The organism is Rouxiella badensis (genome assembly GCF_026967515.2).
Classification (GTDB): domain Bacteria; phylum Pseudomonadota; class Gammaproteobacteria; order Enterobacterales; family Enterobacteriaceae; genus Rouxiella; species Rouxiella badensis.
Genome location: NZ_CP114062.1, coordinates 2,888,012 through 2,905,515 on the forward strand (window position 1 = coordinate 2,888,012; position 17,504 = coordinate 2,905,515).

Here is a 17,504-nt window from a genome sequence, read left to right on the forward strand (position 1 = left end):
AACGGGAAGAGATTGCTCCCTTCCCGCTGCGATTTTTAACGACTCTCGCCTTTTTTCACAACAAACGGCCAACCTTACTTCGCGTGGATCTCGAACAGTTTGCTCTCGCCTGCCACCACCGACTCACCGGCCAGCAGGGTCAGACCCGAATAGTCTTCCATATTACTAACCACCACCGGGCTTATCATAGAGCGTGCATTGCCGTTCAGATAGTCCAGATCCAGCTCCAGCACCGGTTGACCGGCCTTAACGGTTGCCCCTTCTTCCACCAAACGGGTAAAGCCTTGACCGTTAAGCGCGACAGTGTCCAGACCAATGTGGACCACCACTTCGGCACCGGATTCAGTTTCGAGGCAGAACGCGTGATTGGTGTTAAAGATTTTCACTACCACGCCATTGGCCGGAGCAACCACGGTTTTCTGCGTTGGACGAATCGCCAGGCCTTCACCTACCGCGCCGCTGGCGAAGGCTTCGTCAGGCACCTGAGCGAGTGCAACGACCTCACCGGTGATAGGTGACACCAGCGTTTCCAGCACAGGCTTCGGCGCGTTGGGTACCGCCTGAGGCTTCACGGCGGCAACCGGCGCGGCCGTGGCCGGTGCAGCAGCGGCGGCAACCGGACCGGTAGTCATCACCGTGCGCATCGCACCGGCGATAATCTCGGCGCGGGTTCCCACAATCACCTGCACGCTTTGTTTGTTAAGACGGATAACGCCTGATGCGCCGAGGCGTTTGGCCAACCCATCGTCCACCAGCGAAGAGTCTTTGACGTTAAGACGCAGGCGGGTGATACAGGCGTCGATGCCCGTCAGGTTTTCTGAACCGCCGATGGCGCTGATATAGCGACGGGCCAGCAGGGAAGTTTCATCCGCCTTGCTGTTGCCGGTGGTATCAACATTCACGTCATAACCGTCGGACTCGTCACCGGCAACCGCCAGCTCGCGACCTGGGGTCATCAGGTTGAATTTATTAATGGTGAAACGGAACACCACGTAATAGATAACGAAGAACACCAGACCCTGAGGGATCAGCATATACCAGTGGGTTGCAAGCGGGTTACGCGATGACAGCACCATATCCACCAGACCGGCACTGAAACCAAAACCGGCAATCCAGTGCATGCTGGCAGCAATGAACACGGAAAGCCCAGTCAACACGGCGTGAATGAAATACAGCACCGGTGCAACGAACATGAAGGAGAATTCCAGCGGTTCAGTAATGCCGGTAAAGAAGGAGGCAAACGCCGCTGCCAGCATGATGCCGCCCACTTTCGCGCGGTTTTCAGGGCGTGCACAGTGGTAAATAGCCAGTGCCGCACCGGGCAAACCAAACATCATGATTGGGAAGAAGCCCGCCTGATAACGACCGGTGATCCCCACGGTGGCTTTGCCGGCTTCGATGGATTCCTGACCGCCGAGGAAGTTAGGGATATCGTTGATGCCCGCGACGTCAAACCAGAACACCGAGTTAAGCGCATGATGCAGACCGACGGGAATCAGCAGACGGTTGAAGAAAGCATAGATGCCCGCGCCCGCAGATCCCAGTTGCTGGATGTGCTCACCAAAGGTCACCAGACCGTTAAAGATAAGCGGCCAGACGTACATCATGATGAACGCCACGACGATCATCAGGAAAGAGGTCAGGATAGGCACCAGACGACGGCCGCTAAAGAACGACAACGCCTTTGGCAGCTCTACGTGGCTGAAGCGGTTATACAGCTCTGCAGAAATGATACCGACGAGAATACCCACAAACTGGTTGTTGATTTTGCCGAAGGCCGCAGGCACGTCAGCGACTGGGATTTTTTGGATCATGGAGACCGCTGCCGGAGAACACAGCGTGGTTAATACCAGAAAACCGACGAAACCCGTCAGCGCGGCTGCGCCATCTTTGTCTTTGGACATGCCGTAAGCCACGCCAATCGCGAAGAGTACCGCCATGTTTTCAATGATTGCCGATCCTGACTTGATAAACAGGGCCGCCAACGCGTTGTCGCCGCCCCAGCCCACCGGGTCAATCCAATACCCTACCCCCATCAATATTGCTGCGGCGGGTAATGTCGCAACCGGGACCATCAAGGCCCGGCCAATCTTCTGCAAGTAGCTAAGTATACTCAACTTTTCCCCCTATTCGCCCTGAGACGAATCACCAAAGTAGTTTAATTAGAATGTGTGACTACCTATCTTTGAAAATGCTCAAAACCTGACTCACCAAAGTCATACTGCGCAGTGTAAAAAAATTAATTCGTATCGCAAATTAAAACCTCATTATTTGTGATTTTTATCACCAAAAATGGGTATTAACAAGCCATAATGCTAGTCATAACCCAAAACTTATTTTATCATTAAAAAAATCTAGGCCGCAGCGTGCCGATCATCTGCGTTAATGAGCCCGCTGTAAAGTCAAAGCCGGTCATGCATGGAACATTTAAATTCCTTGCCCATCGCCCCTCGCGGTGGGTATACAAAGTATAAAACTTAAGAGGTGTACGATGAGACTTATTCCGCTGAATACTCCCACTGAAGTGGGTAAATGGGCTGCGCGTCATATTGTTCAACGCATCAACGCGTTTAACCCCACCGCCGAACGTCCGTTTGTACTGGGTCTGCCGACCGGGGGTACCCCGATGGAAGCCTATAAACATCTTGTTGCTATGCATAAAGCAGGCCAAGTCAGCTTCCAAAACGTGGTAACCTTCAACATGGATGAGTACGTTGGCCTGCCGCAGGAACATCCGGAAAGCTACCATACGTTCATGTACAAAAACTTCTTCGACCACGTTGATATTAAAAAAGAAAATATTAATCTTTTAAACGGTAATGCACCGGACGTCGATGAAGAGTGCCGTCAGTACGAAGCAAAAATTAAGTCCTACGGCAAAATTAATCTGTTCATGGGCGGCGTGGGCAACGACGGTCACATTGCGTTTAACGAACCGGCTTCCTCACTGGCTTCGCGTACGCGCATCAAGACGTTGACCCACGATACACGCATTGCCAATTCGCGTTTCTTTGATAACGATGTTTCACAGGTGCCAAAATATGCGCTGACCGTCGGCGTGGGTACCCTGCTCGATGCGGAAGAGGTGATGATTCTGGTGACCGGCCATGCCAAGGCACAGGCTCTGGAAGCCGCGGTCGAAGGCAACATCAACCACATGTGGACCATCAGCTGCCTACAACTGCATGCGAAAGCAGTGGTCGTTTGCGACGAACCATCCACAATGGAATTAAAAGTAAAAACGGTGAAATACTTCCGTGAGCTTGAAGCCGAAAATATGAAAGATCTTTAATTAATCCAAAATTTACAGACAGTTCCGTGAAATAATTGGCTCTGCGCGACGAGGCAGCAAGTGAGAGAATCCCCATCGGCTGACCTAGTCAGTGATTCGGATAAACGCGCGAAGCTTACGCCGTTGCAGTGCCAATGACGACGGGGAAAGGGGGGTGAGATGTTCGCTTTGATTAACGGTCGGATCTATACCGGCCACGATATTCTGGATAACCACGCGGTAGTGATTGCTAATGGGGTAATCGACTGTGTTTGCCCAGTTGACGCACTGCCGGCGGATATAGAAACGCGCAGTCTGGAAGGCGCCCGACTAGCCCCCGGATTCATCGACCTGCAGCTCAACGGCTGCGGCGGCGTGCAATTCAATGACTCACTGGAAGCCATTTCGGTTGAGACGCTGGAAATCATGCAGGCGGCCAACGAGAAATCCGGCTGTACCAGCTATCTGCCGACGCTAATTACCAGCAGTGACGAGTTCATGAAGCACGGCATCAAGGTGATGCGCGAGTATCTGGCGAAGTACCCGAATCAGGCGCTGGGTCTGCATCTTGAAGGACCGTACCTGAGCCTCGAGAAAAAAGGGACCCACAATCCGGCGTTCATCCGTAAACCAGATACCGCAATGATAGACTACATCTGCGCCAACGCCGACGTGGTTACCAAGGTCACGCTGGCCCCGGAGCAGGTTGAGGGCAGATTTATACGTCAGCTGCGTGACGCGGGAATCGTCGTCTCTGCCGGTCACTCCAACTCGAGCTACGAGCAGGCGCGTGAAGGCTTTGCCGACGGTATTAGCTTCGCGACCCACTTGTATAACGCCATGCCGCCAATCTCTGGCCGTCAGCCTGGTTTGATGGGGGCGATTTTTGATACCCCAGAAGTTTACACCGGGATTATCGTAGACGGTCATCACGTCGCCTGGCCAAGTATTCGTAACGCTAAGAAACTTAAGGGCGAAAAGCTGATATTAGTCACCGACGCGACCGCTCCGGCCGGAGCAAATATTGAAGAGTTCATTTTTGCTGGTAAAACAATATACTATCGTGATGGACTTTGTGTGGATGAAAACGGCACCCTCAGTGGTTCCGCGCTGACGATGATTCAGGCAGTACAAAACAGCGTAGAACATGTCGGTATTGCGTTAGACGAGGCGCTGCGTATGGCCACGCTCTACCCGGCTCGCGCCATTGGTGTTGAAGGAACACTGGGCAGTATTGAAGCGGGAAAAGTGGCCAACCTGACCGCGTTCACCCACGACTTCAAAATAACAAAAACCCTCGTCAACGGTGATGAGGTGTAATCGCAGAGAGCAATAAATGAACACAGGCGGGCAGTCACAAATAGGTAACGTTGATCTGGTCAAGCAGTTAAATAGTGCTGCGGTCTACCGCCTGATTGACCAGCAAGGACCCATCTCGCGCATTCAAATCGCCGAGCTGAGCCAGCTTGCCCCCGCCAGTGTCACCAAGATTTCCCGCCAGCTGCTCGAGCGCGGCCTGATTAAAGAAGTCGATCAACAGGCCTCGACCGGCGGCAGGCGCGCTATTTCGATTATCACCGAGACGCGCCCGTTTCAGACCGTGGCGGTCCGTTTGGGCCGCAACGACGCCACGCTCACGCTATACGACCTGAGCGCCAAGGCCCTTTCTGAACAGCATTATCCCCTGCCGGAACGCACTCAGGAGACGCTCGAAAATGCGCTAGTCTCCGCTATCACCCATTTTATGGAAGTCAATCAGCGCAAAATTCGTGAACTGATTGCGATCGCCGTGATCTTGCCCGGGCTGGTCGATCCGGTCAAAGGCATCGTGCGCTACATGCCGCATATCAGCGTTCACAACTGGCGGTTGGTGGACATTCTTGAAAGCAAGTTCAACGTCACCAGCTTTGTCGGCCATGACATCCGCAGTCTGGCGTTGGCGGAGCACTACTTCGGTGCAACGCGCGACTGCCAGGACTCCATTTTGGTTCGTTTGCATCGCGGAACCGGTGCCGGCATTCTGGTTAACGGACAAATCTTCCTCGGCAGCAACGGCAACGTCGGCGAGATTGGCCACATTCAGGTCGATCCCCTCGGTGAACGTTGTCACTGCGGCAATTTTGGCTGCCTCGAGACCATCGCGGCCAACTCGGCTATCGAAAATCGGGTGCGCAATCTGCTGACGCAGGGCTATCCAAGCAAGCTTTCGCTGGACGACTGCACCATCAGCAGCATCTGCAAAGCGGCAAACCGTGGCGATCAGCTCGCCTGCGAGGTGATTGAATACGTCGGCCGTCATCTCGGTAAAAGCATTGCCATCGCGATAAACCTGTTCAACCCACAGAAAGTCGTCATCGCCGGTGAAATCACCGAAGCCGATAAAGTGCTGCTCCCTGCCCTGCAGAGCTGCATCAATACTCAGGTATTGAAAGATTTCCGCCGCAACCTGCCGATTGTGACGTCAGAATTGAACCATCGTTCGGCCATCGGTGCGTTTGCGCTGGTGAAACGCGCGATGCTCAACGGCGTGCTGCTCCAGCGTCTGCTGGAAAATTCGGCCCAATAGTTTCTGGTTTGACGGTCCCGGCATCTTCAGGGATGAAGGGGCTTTGCTGTTGCATTTGAGATGCAAAAATCTGGTCGTGAAAAAATAGGTTATCTATGACAATTAAAAACGTAATTTGTGATATCGACGGCGTTCTGCTGCATGACAATACGCCAGTGCCCGGTGCCGACCTGTTTTTAGCACGTGTTCAGGAACAGGGAATGCCGCTGGTTATCCTGACCAATTACCCCTCTCAGACCGCACAGGACCTTGCTAATCGCTTTGCTTCCGCAGGACTCGACGTGCCGGAAAGCGCCTTTTTCACCTCAGCGATGGCCACCGCAGACTTCCTTAAGCGTCAGGAAGGTAAAAAAGCCTACGTGATTGGCGAAGGCGCGCTTATCCATGAGCTGTACAACGCCGGATTTACGATCACCGATATTAATCCTGATTTCGTGATAGTCGGTGAAACGCGGTCGTACAACTGGGACATGATGCACAAAGCCGCCTACTTTGTCGCCAACGGCGCACGGTTTATTGCCACCAATCCCGACTACCACGGGCACGGTTTTGTGCCTGCCTGCGGCGCGCTCTGTGCACCGATTGAGAAAATCACCGGCCGCAAGCCGTTCGTGGTCGGCAAACCAAGCCCCTGGATCATCCGTTCCGCGCTGAACAAGATGCAGGCGCACTCCGAAGACACCGTGATTGTCGGTGACAATCTACGCACCGATATTCTGGCTGGCTTCCAGGCCGGACTCGAAACCATTCTGGTGCTGAGCGGCGTTTCGACGTTAAACGACGTGGAAAACATGCCGTTCCGACCGACCTGGATCTACCCTTCCGTAGCCGATATCGACGTCATCTAACGCGCCCCCAGTCATTTTTTGCCAGCGCCGGTCACTAAAAACCGGCGCTTTTTCTTTATTTGATAAGTTACGCCCGCTATTTTTAGCCCCATCTATCCCACCCGGCCTTTTTTTGAAGATTCGATAATTTATCCCCCTTAAAAATGACAATCCGCTAAGAAACGCAGAGGGTCAACCAACTATTTTTCAAACAATCGCTAAATTGCTTGCAAAGGCTCTCGCTTTTACGCATTTTCATTATCAGAGACGCAGCGTAGTCCGAAATAAATTGTGAATTCGGTAATGCCGCCCAACAACAACTCGGTAATGAAAAATAACATCACCGCCAGAGAAAAGCCGTTAGGGAGAGTTATATGTGTTCTATATTTGGTGTGCTCGACATTAAAACCGACTCCGTCGAGCTGCGCAAAAAGGCGCTTGAGTTGTCACGCTTGATGCGCCATCGTGGTCCAGACTGGTCCGGCGTTTACGCCAGCGACAAAGCGATTCTTTGTCACGAGCGTCTGTCGATTGTTGACGTCAACAACGGCGCGCAACCCCTGTACAACGAAGCACAAACTCACGTTCTGGCAGTTAACGGCGAAATTTACAACCATCAGGCGCTGCGTGCCTCCCTTGGCGAGCGTTATGCGTTCCAGACCGAATCCGACTGTGAAGTGATCCTCGCGCTTTACCAGGAAAAAGGCCCGGCGTTCCTCGATGAACTGCAGGGAATGTTCGCCTTTATCCTTTATGACACTGAAAAAGACGCTTACCTGATTGGCCGTGACCACCTGGGCATTATCCCGCTTTATATGGGCTACGATGAGCATGGCAACATGTTCCTGGCTTCAGAGATGAAATCACTGGTTCCAGTGTGCCGCACCATCAAAGAGTTCCCGGCGGGCAGCTACCTGTGGAGCAAAGACGGCGAAATCGTTGAGTACTATCAGCGTGAATGGTTCGAGTTTGACAACGTTAAAGACAACGTCACTGACAAGGTTGCGCTGAAAGACGCGCTGGAAGAGTCGGTTAAAAGCCACTTGATGTCAGACGTACCTTACGGCGTGCTGCTGTCCGGCGGTCTGGACTCCTCAATTATCTCTGCGATAACCAAGAAGTTCGCCGGTCGTCGCATTGAAGATAAAGATCAAAGCGAAGCCTGGTGGCCACAGCTGCACTCCTTCGCGGTAGGTCTTGAGGGCTCACCCGACCTGCGTGCGGCACAGGAAGTGGCGAACCACCTCGGTACCGTGCACCACGAAATTCATTTCACCGTGCAGGAAGGTCTCGACGCTATCCGTGACGTGATTTATCACATCGAAACCTACGACGTGACCACCATTCGTGCGTCGACCCCGATGTACCTGATGTCGCGCAAGATCAAGGCGATGGGCATCAAAATGGTGCTGTCTGGTGAAGGTGCCGATGAAGTGTTTGGCGGCTACCTGTACTTCCATAAAGCGCCAAACGAGCAGGAATTCCACGAAGAGACCGTGCGTAAGCTGCTGGCTCTGCACATGTATGACTGTGCGCGCGCCAACAAGGCGATGTCAGCCTGGGGCGTAGAAGCTCGCGTGCCTTTCCTGGACAAAAAATTCCTCGACGTCGCGATGCGCGTTAATCCGAAAGACAAAATGTGCGGCAATGGCAAAATGGAAAAACACATTCTGCGCGAATGTTTTGAAGACTATTTGCCGAAAAGCGTGGCGTGGCGTCAGAAAGAGCAATTCTCTGACGGGGTGGGCTACAGCTGGATTGACACCTTAAAAGAAGTGGCAGCGCAGCAGGTGACCGACCAACAGCTCGAAACTGCGCATTTCCGCTTCCCTTACAACACCCCGACCTCGAAAGAGGGGTATCTGTACCGGACTATCTTTGAAGAGCTGTTCCCGGTTCCAAGCGCAGCAGAATGCGTTCCGGGTGGCCCGACAGTCGCCTGTTCTTCAGCGAAAGCCGTTGAGTGGGATGAATCGTTCAAAACCATGAACGATCCTTCTGGCCGTGCCGTAGGCGTGCATGAATCTGCCTATCAATAAGTGACATTTTTTCAAGCTAACGGGCCACTTTAGGCCCGTTTTTTTATGTTTAAATTAATTGAATATCCTATCTTTTGTAGAATTTATCGCCGGAGTGGTCATAAGCTACCCAAATGCACCGCATCCACGCTTTTTTGGCAAAAAACTTGTTGACGCAAAACTGCCATATACGCATAATGCGCCCCGCAACGCCGATGAAGGTTGAGCAGAAAGAAGACGGCTACGTAGCTCAGTTGGTTAGAGCACATCACTCATAATGATGGGGTCACAGGTTCGAATCCCGTCGTAGCCACCACTTCTTTTCCTGTTTGCGGGAGTGGCGAAATTGGTAGACGCACTAGATTTAGGTTCTAGCGCCGCAAGGTGTGCGAGTTCAAGTCTCGCCTCCCGCACCATTTCACTCGGTAAGCACGGATGGGGTATCGCCAAGCGGTAAGGCACCGGTTTTTGATACCGGCATTCCCTGGTTCGAATCCAGGTACCCCAGCCATTTTTTTCACTGTCTTGTTCTTCGAACAGCACAATGAAAATGAAAAACAATTTGAAAGTAATAAGATGGGGTATCGCCAAGCGGTAAGGCACTGGTTTTTGATACCAGCATTCCCTGGTTCGAATCCAGGTACCCCAGCCACTTTCAACGTGTTAACTGTTTGAAATTTATTATTTAATTTTAAAATAATGATTAAAAACAGCTTGCAATAGCAATTTAGATAGTTAAAAATTGGCTACGTAGCTCAGTTGGTTAGAGCACATCACTCATAATGATGGGGTCACAGGTTCGAATCCCGTCGTAGCCACCATTTTAGTCTGAATGGTTATGAGCAAAGTCGTAGTAAGAATTATGCAGTAAACACCATTGGGGTGTCGCCAAGCGGTAAGGCTCTGGTTTCTGATACCAGCATACCCAGGTTCGAATCCTGGCACCCCAGCCAAATTTAGAAAAGCTCGCTTCGGCGGGCTTTTTGCTTTTCTGCGTCCTGGCTTTTGCCTGACCTTATTTTCGGACATCAACAATAGCGGACACAAAAAAGGCAGTGAAGCCACTGCCTTGATAGATTCGACACTTCCCTGCCTTTTATTTACAGTCCTAAGGCATATTCCAGCGCCATGGATTTCAGCTTGCCCGCTCTCTGAGCCGCCATCAAGGCCAGATTGCGAAGAATTCGCACCGGCGGCAGACTGTTGCTGAACGCGGTGTAGAACAGGTCCATGCCGCTCTGCATCATCAGGTTGTCAACTCTGCGACGGCGCTGATAGCGTTGCAGTACCCTCTCACTCCACCAGGCTTCACCTTTGTCATTCGCCTGCGCGACCACGTCCAGCAGCGCCTCAACGTCCCGATAGCCAAGATTCACGCCCTGACCGGCCAGTGGATTAATGGTATGCGCCGCATCACCGACCAACACCAACCCCGGCGAGACGTAGCGCTGAGCGTGACGACGCACCAGCGGGAAAGACCCTGACGAGAGCGCCTGAACCGTCCCGAGACGCGGCGGGAACGCGGCCGTAATCTCCTGGGTCAGCTGTTTCATATTTAACGACTGTAGTTGGCGGATACGCTGCGGGCTGTCGTACCAAACGAGCGAGGCGTGGTTGCCCCACAGCGGCAGGAACGCACGCGGTCCGCTCGGGTAAAACTGCTGCCAGGTGACATCCAGATCCTTCGACTGAGTTTCGACGTTAATCAGCATACAGTTCTGGCGATACTGCCAGCCATCAATGCCAATTCCAGCCTGCTGACGCACCAATGAATTCGCCCCGTCTGCGGCCACGACCAATTTGGCATCAATCGTTTCACCACTAACCAGCTCCAGCAACCATCCGCCCTCGCCCGCATTTTTCAGTTGCTTAAGCTTGTCTGGGCAAAATAGGGTCAGATTTTCCAGCGGCTGCATCTCCTGCCACAGAGCCAGCTGAAGCACCCGGTTTTCGAGCATAAAGCCCAGTTCAGGCAGACCGAGCGACTGGGCGTCGAACAATACCTCCGACCCCGGCTGCTCCCAGGTTTCCAGACGGCGATACGGCGTAAATCGCATTTTTGCGACGTTTTTCCATGCGCCAAGCTTCTCGAGCAGGCGCACGGAAGCGCAGCCAATGGCGGAAATACGCAGATCGATGGGATCGGCAGCATCAAAAGGCTGTGGCGCCTTGTCTTCAATAACCGCCACATTCAGCCCTTGCTGAGCGAAACCCAGCGCCGTCGCGGCACCGACCATTCCACCGCCTACCACCACCACGTCGAAGGACTTATTTATCATTTTTGTCACGACAGTATTCATTCTGCTCTTCGTTTACTGGGTTATTTTTCGTGAAATCAAGGCACGCGCCCGATAGATATTTTGAGAAGTGTACCGGATTTTTCTGTTGCTATCAGTCCGTAACCTGCGCTGACGCACTAGCCACTCGATTGATGTGGGATTACAATACTTCTCCAGAAATACGCCGCCCGGTAAAAAACACTCACCGGCTGTACGGCAGAGTCTATTCGCCACCCCATTCCCAAACTATTGACCAATAGGCTCTGAGGCTTCACTCCAGAAGTAGAGTATAGGGGTGTTTTGTTTAACGCTTTTTGAGTAATGGCATGTCAATGAAGAAAAAACTGCATATTAAAACCTGGGGCTGCCAGATGAACGAGTACGATTCATCTAAAATGGCTGACCTGCTTAACAGCACACACGGTTTCGAACTCACTGAAAATGCCGAAGAGGCCGACGTGCTGTTGCTTAATACTTGCTCAATCAGGGAAAAGGCGCAGGAGAAAGTCTTCCACCAGCTCGGCCGCTGGAAGCTGCTCAAGCGCAAAAGACCCGAGATTATTATCGGCGTCGGCGGCTGCGTGGCCTCGCAGGAAGGCAAGCTGATTCGCCAGCGCGCCCACTATGTCGACATCGTATTCGGCCCGCAAACGCTGCACCGCCTGCCGGAAATGATCAACCACGTACGCGGCAGCAAAAGTCCTATCGTTGACGTCAGCTTCCCCGAAATCGAAAAATTCGACCGCCTGCCTGAACCCCGTGCCGACGGCCCGACCGCCTTTGTCTCCATCATGGAGGGCTGCAACAAGTACTGTAGCTTCTGCGTAGTGCCTTACACCCGCGGCGAAGAAGTCAGCCGCCCGAGCGACGACGTGCTGTTCGAAATCGCCCAACTTGCGGCACAGGGCGTGCGTGAGGTTAACCTGCTGGGCCAGAATGTTAACGCCTATCGCGGTCCTGGCTTTGACGGTGAGATTTGCACCTTCGCCGAGCTGCTGCGCCTGGTCGCTAGCATCGACGGCATCGACCGTATTCGCTTCACCACCAGCCACCCTATCGAGTTTACCGACGACATCATCGAGGTTTATAAAGATACCCCTGAGCTGGTGAGCTTCCTGCATCTGCCGGTGCAATGCGGCTCAGACCGTGTGCTGACCATGATGAAGCGCGCGCACACCGTGCTGGAGTATAAATCCACGCTGCGTAAAATCCTCAAGGCGCGCCCTGGCATCACCTTTAGCTCCGACTTTATCGTCGGCTTCCCTGGTGAGACCGCGGAAGACCACGCGCAGACCATGAAGCTTATCGCCGACGTCAACATGGACGTCAGCTACAGCTTTATCTACTCTGCTCGCCCGGGCACGCCGGCGGCGGACATGGTTGACGACGTCAGCGAAGAGGAGAAGAAGCAGCGCCTGTACGAATTGCAGGAACGCATTCTCCAGCAGTCCCTGCGCATTAGTCGCGCCATGATTGGCACCGTGCAACGCATTCTGGTGGAAGGCACGTCTCGCAAGAGCATCATGGAGTTGACAGGCCGCACCGAAAACAACCGCGTGGTCAATTTCGAAGGCACGCCGGACATGATTGGCAAGTTCGTAGACGTCGAGATTATCGACGTACTGACCAACTCCCTGCGCGGCATCGTGGTGCGTACCGAAGACCAGATGGATCTGCGTCAAATTGCCTCCCCGCAGTCGGTGATTGCACGCACCCGTAAAGAGAATGAAATCGGCGTGGGTCTCTATCAGCCCTAATCTTTTCAATGATTAACGTTAAAGGGCGCTCAGGCGCCCTTTATTTTTTGGAGAAAGGCCGCATATTCTGATCAACAGCACTTGAGGTGCTGGGAAAATTTCGCCAAGGGCATGTATGATTACTTTATAAAGTCGTCATCGAAATACACCTTCAACAGGTCCCGAGTGGCCCAGAGGAATAGTTTGAACGTTGTAACACAAGAGATTTTGCTGGAGCCCGAAGACAATCAGCGTCTGCTGAGTCTTTGTGGCCCGTTTGATGACAACATCAAACAACTGGAGCGCCGGTTGGGCATCGAGATCAATCGTCGTGATAACGCCTTTAAACTGGTAGGTAAAAACCTTTGCGTCGAAGCGGCCGCGGATATCCTGCGCGACCTGTATGTCGACACGGCGCCGCTGCGCGGTGAAATTCAGGACATCGATCCTGAAAAAATCCACCTGGCCATTAAAGAGAGTCGTGTACTGGAGCAAACCGCAGAGAGCGTGCCGGACTACGGTAAAGCGGTCATTATCAAGACCAAGCGCGGCATGATTAAGCCGCGCACGCCGAACCAGGCACAGTATATTGCCAACGTGCTTGACCACGATATCACCTTTGGTATCGGGCCTGCCGGTACGGGTAAAACGTATCTGGCGGTTGCGGCAGCGGTTGACGCACTGGAGCGCCAGGAGGTTCGTCGTATTCTACTGACGCGCCCCGCGGTCGAAGCCGGTGAAAAACTGGGCTTCCTGCCCGGCGATCTCAGCCAGAAGGTCGACCCTTACCTGCGTCCCCTGTATGATGCGCTGTTCGAAATGCTCGGCTTTGAGAAAGTCGAGAAGCTGATTGAGCGAAACGTAATTGAAGTTGCGCCGCTGGCCTACATGCGCGGCCGTACACTCAATGACGCCTTTATCATTCTGGACGAAAGCCAGAATACCTCGATTGAACAGATGAAAATGTTCCTGACGCGTATCGGTTTCAACTCCAAGGCGGTTATTACCGGCGACGTTACGCAGATTGACCTGCCGCGCCACCAAAAATCCGGCCTGCGCCACGCCATTGAAGTGCTTTCTGGCGTTGAAGAGTTGAGCTTTAACTTCTTCCACAGCGAAGACGTCGTGCGCCACCCGGTGGTTGCCCGCATCGTGGTCGCCTATGAAGCCTGGGAAGAAGAAGACCAGAAACGCCGTGACGAGGTTGCCAGACAGCGCAAGCAAGAATCACAGCAGTATGCTGCCCAACCCACCCCTGAACAGAGCAATACATGAGTCATCAGGTTATTTTAGATTTACAGATTGCCAGCGAGAGCAGCGAAGGCTTGCCGGCAGAGAGCGACTTCCAGCAGTGGCTGGAAGCCGTACTTCCTCAGTTCCAGGAAGAGTCGGAAGTGACAATCCGCATCGTTGACGAGGCGGAAAGCCATGAGCTGAACATGACCTATCGCGGTAAAGACAAGCCGACCAACGTGCTGTCTTTCCCGTTTGAAGCACCACCGGGCATGGAAATGCCGTTGCTTGGCGATTTGGTCATCTGCCGTCAGGTCGTTGAACAAGAAGCCCGCGAGCAAAATAAGGCGTTAAATGCGCACTGGGCCCATATGGTTGTCCACGGTAGCCTCCATCTGCTAGGGTATGACCACATCGAAGAGGAAGAAGCGGAAGAGATGGAAGCCATCGAGATTGAGATTATGCAATCTCTCGGACATCCCGACCCTTATCTTTTGCTCGACGAATGATTTATTCGATGAATCATTAGTCGAAAGAATAGTGTCACTCGACGAAACGCACTAAAAAGCATTACTCTGTTTTCATTACCCATGTCATTGACGCTAGCGCCACGCCCTGACGTCAATGATTTTACTATTATCAACAAGAGAATCTCCAACCCAACGCCATGAGCGATGACCACCCACAAAACAGCGACAGCCCCAGTCCCAAGAAGGGCTTCTTTTCCCTTATTCTTAACCAGTTATTTCACGGTGAACCTAAAAACCGTGGTGATTTGGTTGAGCTGATCCGTGATTCCGAACAAAACGATCTGATCGACCCCGATACCCGAGACATGCTGGAAGGCGTGATGGATATCGCCGAGCAGCGCGTTCGTGACATCATGATCCCGCGTTCGCAGATGATTACGCTTAAACGCAATCAGCCAATCGAAGAGTGCCTGGACGTCATTATCGAGTCAGCCCACTCACGATTCCCGATCATCAGTGAAGATAAGGACCACATTGAAGGTATTCTGATGGCAAAAGACTTATTGCCATTTATGCGTACCGAATCAGAGCCATTCAGCATCGATAAAGTGCTGAGAACCGCTGTTGTCGTTCCTGAAAGCAAGCGCGTAGACCGCATGCTGAAAGAGTTCCGTTCACAGCGTTACCACATGGCGATTGTGGTTGACGAGTTTGGTGGCGTCTCTGGTCTGGTGACCATTGAAGACATTCTCGAGCTGATCGTTGGCGAAATTGAAGACGAATACGATGATGAAGAAGATCTCAATATCCGTCAGCTAAGCCGACATACCTATACCGTTCGCGCACTTGCGCCAATTGAAGACTTCAACGAGGTATTCGACACCAACTTCAGCGATGAAGAGGTCGACACCATTGGCGGTCTGGTCATGCAATCCTTTGGGCACCTCCCTGCCCGCGGCGAAACGATCGAAATCGACGGTTACGTATTCAAAGTTGCGATGGCCGATAGCCGCCGTATCATTCAGGTTCACGTAAAAATCCCGGACGACGCGCCGCAACCGAAATTGGAAGCTTAATTTAAAACATGGCACTAAAATTTTTATACCTGTCAGATTTCGCGTCGCAGGAAGGCGGCAAAGGAACGCATCCCCAGGCGCTTACACAGAGAAGCCGCTTGGGTAAGGGAATGAAGCCAACACATTTGTGGTGTGAAATATGACGGGTATATTCCAACGCCAGCGGGTGAGATGCCTGCTGGCGGTTTTATTTGGTGCCTGTGGCACGCTGTCCTTCTCCCCTTATGACTTTTGGCCTGCGGCCATCATCTCGCTGTTTGGCCTGCTGGCGGTTACCCTTGACCGCCGTCCGGGCCAGTCGGCGCTGCTGGGTTTTTGTTGGGGATTAGGCCTGTTCGGCAGCGGCGTGAACTGGGTTTATGTCAGTATCGCCACTTTTGGCGGTATGCCAGGCCCGGTGAACATCTTCCTGGTGGCGCTGCTCGCCGTCTATCTGTCACTCTATACCCTGCTGTTTGGCGCATTACTTGCCAAGCTGTGGCCTAAAACCACCTGGTGGCGTCTGGCGCTTGCGGCACCTGCGCTGTGGCAAATTACCGAGTTTTTACGCGGTTGGGTACTGACCGGCTTCCCGTGGCTACAGTTTGGCTACAGCCAGATCAATGGTCCATTGAAAGGGCTCGCTCCGCTCGGTGGCGTTGAGAGCATCACCTTTGTGATGATGTCGCTCAGCGGTCTGCTGGTGTATGCGCTGCATCAACGTAAGAAAGTGCCGGCGGTCATCGCGCTGGCCATGCTGCTGCTGCCTTGGCCTCTGCGTCAGGTGCACTGGTTCACGCCACAGCCGGACAAAACCGTTGACGTTGCTATGGTTCAGGGAAATATTCCGCAGTCGATGAAGTGGGACCCGAAAGCGCTTATCTCAACGCTACAGGCCTATCTCGACGAGACGCGTCCTTACCTCGGCAAGGCGAAAATCATCATCTGGCCAGAGTCGGCTATCCCGGATATCGAATCCGATCAGCAGCAGTTTCTGACCATGATGGATGACCTTTCACGCGCACATCACAGTCATCTGATCACCGGCATCGTTGATTATCAGCGTACCGAAACCGGTGCCAAGACTTATAACAGCGTGATCGCTCTGGGTGAGCCTGAGCCTTATCGTTATCCCGATCCTAATCGCTACAACAAATATCATCTGGTGCCATTCGGTGAGTTTGTACCTATGGAAGACCTGCTGCGTCCTTTAGCCCCGTTCTTCGATTTGCCGATGTCATCATTTAGTCGCGGTAACTATATTCAGCCACCGCTGCACGTTGCCGGTCTGAATTTCACCACCGCCATTTGCTATGAAATTGTCGAAGGCGAACAGGTGCGGGAGAACTTCCATCCTGATACCAACCTGCTGCTGACCGTTTCAAACGACGCGTGGTTTGGACACTCGATCGGGCCGTGGCAGCATTTCCAGATGGCACGCATGCGCGCCGTCGAGCTTGGCCGTCCTCTGCTGCGCAGCACCAATAACGGTGTTACTGCCGCCGTTGATGCCGAGGGCAATATTATCGCCGAGATCCCGCAGTTCACCCGTCAGGTGCTGGAAGTAAAAGTCACGCCAACCGCCGGTGTTACGCCTTATGCCCGCATGGGAAGCTGGCCGGTGTGGATCCTGACCCTGCTGTTTGCCGTTGCAAGCATCCTGTTAAGCCGCCGCAAGGCGTAAGTTATTGTCATTATGCAGAGGCACTTAAGGGTGCCTCTGCCTGTTTTCAGTGCAACCCTATTCTTAGTGGTCTCTTTTTACTTCCTGCCTGGTCGCCGTTTTCGCCGTTCTATTCTTTTCACTTACCTTCGCTATTCGTTCATAAATTCGACTAATAAGTTCAGTTGGCATGCATCTTGCTACATCTTGTTGAAAGATATCTTATTTATAAACTTATAGTCGCGCCTTGCATCGTTTTGACACATTTCGTGCAAAAACTGGTCACCATACCGGTGCAACAGGCCATTGTTGCTTGAAATTGGTGCGCGCGTTGTCTCAAAAAAGAAACATAACGATTTCACAATATTCACATTACGGTATCTTCT

General features: G+C 52.7%; 12 protein-coding genes and 6 tRNA genes. 16 read left to right on the forward strand and 2 right to left on the reverse strand.

Annotated elements, in window-relative coordinates; all coding sequences use genetic code 11:
* Nucleotides 1-74: 74 nt before the first annotated feature.
* Nucleotides 75-2,117 (reverse strand): N-acetylglucosamine-specific PTS transporter subunit IIBC, encoded by a 2,043-nt coding sequence (nagE, locus tag O1V65_RS13390; RefSeq protein WP_026110636.1) that lies wholly within the window; start codon nt 2,115-2,117, stop codon nt 75-77.
* A 374-nt stretch (nt 2,118-2,491) separates the two neighbouring features.
* Between nagE and nagB the strand changes: the two genes are divergently transcribed.
* The 11 genes from nagB (at nt 2,492) to O1V65_RS13445 (ending at nt 9,635) form a co-directional block, all read left to right on the forward strand.
* Entirely contained in the window at nt 2,492-3,292 is an 801-nt protein-coding gene (nagB, locus tag O1V65_RS13395; protein ID WP_017492626.1) for a glucosamine-6-phosphate deaminase, read from the forward strand.
* A gap of 159 nt (nt 3,293-3,451) precedes the next feature.
* On the forward strand, nt 3,452-4,591 hold the full coding sequence (gene nagA, locus O1V65_RS13400) for an N-acetylglucosamine-6-phosphate deacetylase (protein WP_269129783.1): 1,140 nt from the start codon (nt 3,452-3,454) through the stop codon (nt 4,589-4,591).
* A 16-nt stretch (nt 4,592-4,607) separates the two neighbouring features.
* The gene (gene nagC / locus O1V65_RS13405; RefSeq protein ID WP_017492628.1) at nt 4,608-5,837 is read left to right on the forward strand and encodes a DNA-binding transcriptional regulator NagC; all 1,230 of its coding nucleotides are present in this window, start codon (nt 4,608-4,610) and stop codon (nt 5,835-5,837) included.
* A 95-nt stretch (nt 5,838-5,932) separates the two neighbouring features.
* Entirely contained in the window at nt 5,933-6,685 is a 753-nt protein-coding gene (locus tag O1V65_RS13410) for an HAD-IIA family hydrolase (protein ID WP_017492629.1), read from the forward strand.
* A gap of 353 nt (nt 6,686-7,038) precedes the next feature.
* A complete protein-coding gene (gene asnB, locus O1V65_RS13415) occupies nt 7,039-8,703 on the forward strand; it encodes an asparagine synthase B (RefSeq protein WP_017492630.1) in 1,665 nt (554 codons plus the stop codon).
* A gap of 218 nt (nt 8,704-8,921) precedes the next feature.
* Nucleotides 8,922-8,998, forward strand: a tRNA-Met gene (locus O1V65_RS13420).
* A 15-nt stretch (nt 8,999-9,013) separates the two neighbouring features.
* A tRNA-Leu gene (locus O1V65_RS13425) sits at nt 9,014-9,098 on the forward strand.
* Nucleotides 9,099-9,118: 20 nt separating this feature from the next.
* Nucleotides 9,119-9,193: transfer RNA gene (locus tag O1V65_RS13430), tRNA-Gln, on the forward strand.
* 66 nt (nt 9,194-9,259) lie between these two features.
* Nucleotides 9,260-9,334: transfer RNA gene (locus O1V65_RS13435), tRNA-Gln, on the forward strand.
* A gap of 92 nt (nt 9,335-9,426) precedes the next feature.
* Nucleotides 9,427-9,503 (forward strand) — tRNA-Met (locus tag O1V65_RS13440).
* A 57-nt stretch (nt 9,504-9,560) separates the two neighbouring features.
* Nucleotides 9,561-9,635 (forward strand) — tRNA-Gln (locus tag O1V65_RS13445).
* 147 nt (nt 9,636-9,782) lie between these two features.
* Here the strand turns inward: O1V65_RS13445 and ubiF are convergent.
* A complete protein-coding gene (ubiF, locus tag O1V65_RS13450) occupies nt 9,783-10,982 on the reverse strand; it encodes a 3-demethoxyubiquinol 3-hydroxylase (RefSeq protein WP_017491355.1) in 1,200 nt (399 codons plus the stop codon).
* Between the two features lie 311 nt (nt 10,983-11,293).
* On the opposite strand from ubiF, the gene miaB reads away from it, so the two are divergent.
* The 5 genes from miaB to lnt all read left to right on the forward strand — a co-directional run bounded on the left by miaB (nt 11,294) and on the right by lnt (nt 17,139).
* Nucleotides 11,294-12,718: a tRNA (N6-isopentenyl adenosine(37)-C2)-methylthiotransferase MiaB gene (gene miaB, locus O1V65_RS13455; protein WP_017491356.1), complete on the forward strand. Its 1,425-nt coding sequence runs from the start codon at nt 11,294-11,296 to the stop codon at nt 12,716-12,718.
* A 165-nt stretch (nt 12,719-12,883) separates the two neighbouring features.
* Nucleotides 12,884-13,972, forward strand: coding sequence for a PhoH family protein (locus tag O1V65_RS13460; protein ID WP_192503427.1), 1,089 nt, complete (start codon nt 12,884-12,886; stop codon nt 13,970-13,972).
* Complete coding sequence (gene ybeY / locus O1V65_RS13465) at nt 13,969-14,439, forward strand: rRNA maturation RNase YbeY (RefSeq protein ID WP_017491358.1); 471 nt, start codon at nt 13,969-13,971, stop codon at nt 14,437-14,439. The genes O1V65_RS13460 and ybeY overlap by 4 nt, the downstream gene beginning before the upstream one ends.
* 158 nt (nt 14,440-14,597) lie before the next feature.
* The gene (corC, locus tag O1V65_RS13470; protein ID WP_017491359.1) at nt 14,598-15,476 is read left to right on the forward strand and encodes a CNNM family magnesium/cobalt transport protein CorC; all 879 of its coding nucleotides are present in this window, start codon (nt 14,598-14,600) and stop codon (nt 15,474-15,476) included.
* A gap of 139 nt (nt 15,477-15,615) precedes the next feature.
* Entirely contained in the window at nt 15,616-17,139 is a 1,524-nt protein-coding gene (lnt, locus tag O1V65_RS13475) for an apolipoprotein N-acyltransferase (RefSeq protein WP_017491360.1), read from the forward strand.
* The last annotated feature ends 365 nt before the right edge of the window (nt 17,140-17,504 follow it).

What these genes read in the sequence shown, in the direction of transcription:
- ybeY (WP_017491358.1), top strand. Translation starts at nt 13,969, where the DNA reads ATGAGTCATCAGGTTATTTTAGATTTACAGATTGCCAGCGAGAGCAGC.
- miaB (WP_017491356.1), top strand. Translation starts at nt 11,294, where the DNA reads ATGAAGAAAAAACTGCATATTAAAACCTGGGGCTGCCAGATGAACGAG.
- O1V65_RS13410 (WP_017492629.1), top strand. Translation starts at nt 5,933, where the DNA reads ATGACAATTAAAAACGTAATTTGTGATATCGACGGCGTTCTGCTGCAT.
- nagA (WP_269129783.1), top strand. Translation starts at nt 3,452, where the DNA reads ATGTTCGCTTTGATTAACGGTCGGATCTATACCGGCCACGATATTCTG.
- ubiF (WP_017491355.1), bottom strand. Translation starts at nt 10,982, where the DNA reads ATGAATACTGTCGTGACAAAAATGATAAATAAGTCCTTCGACGTGGTG.
- corC (WP_017491359.1), top strand. Translation starts at nt 14,598, where the DNA reads ATGAGCGATGACCACCCACAAAACAGCGACAGCCCCAGTCCCAAGAAG.
- lnt (WP_017491360.1), top strand. Translation starts at nt 15,616, where the DNA reads ATGACGGGTATATTCCAACGCCAGCGGGTGAGATGCCTGCTGGCGGTT.
- asnB (WP_017492630.1), top strand. Translation starts at nt 7,039, where the DNA reads ATGTGTTCTATATTTGGTGTGCTCGACATTAAAACCGACTCCGTCGAG.
- nagB (WP_017492626.1), top strand. Translation starts at nt 2,492, where the DNA reads ATGAGACTTATTCCGCTGAATACTCCCACTGAAGTGGGTAAATGGGCT.
- nagC (WP_017492628.1), top strand. Translation starts at nt 4,608, where the DNA reads ATGAACACAGGCGGGCAGTCACAAATAGGTAACGTTGATCTGGTCAAG.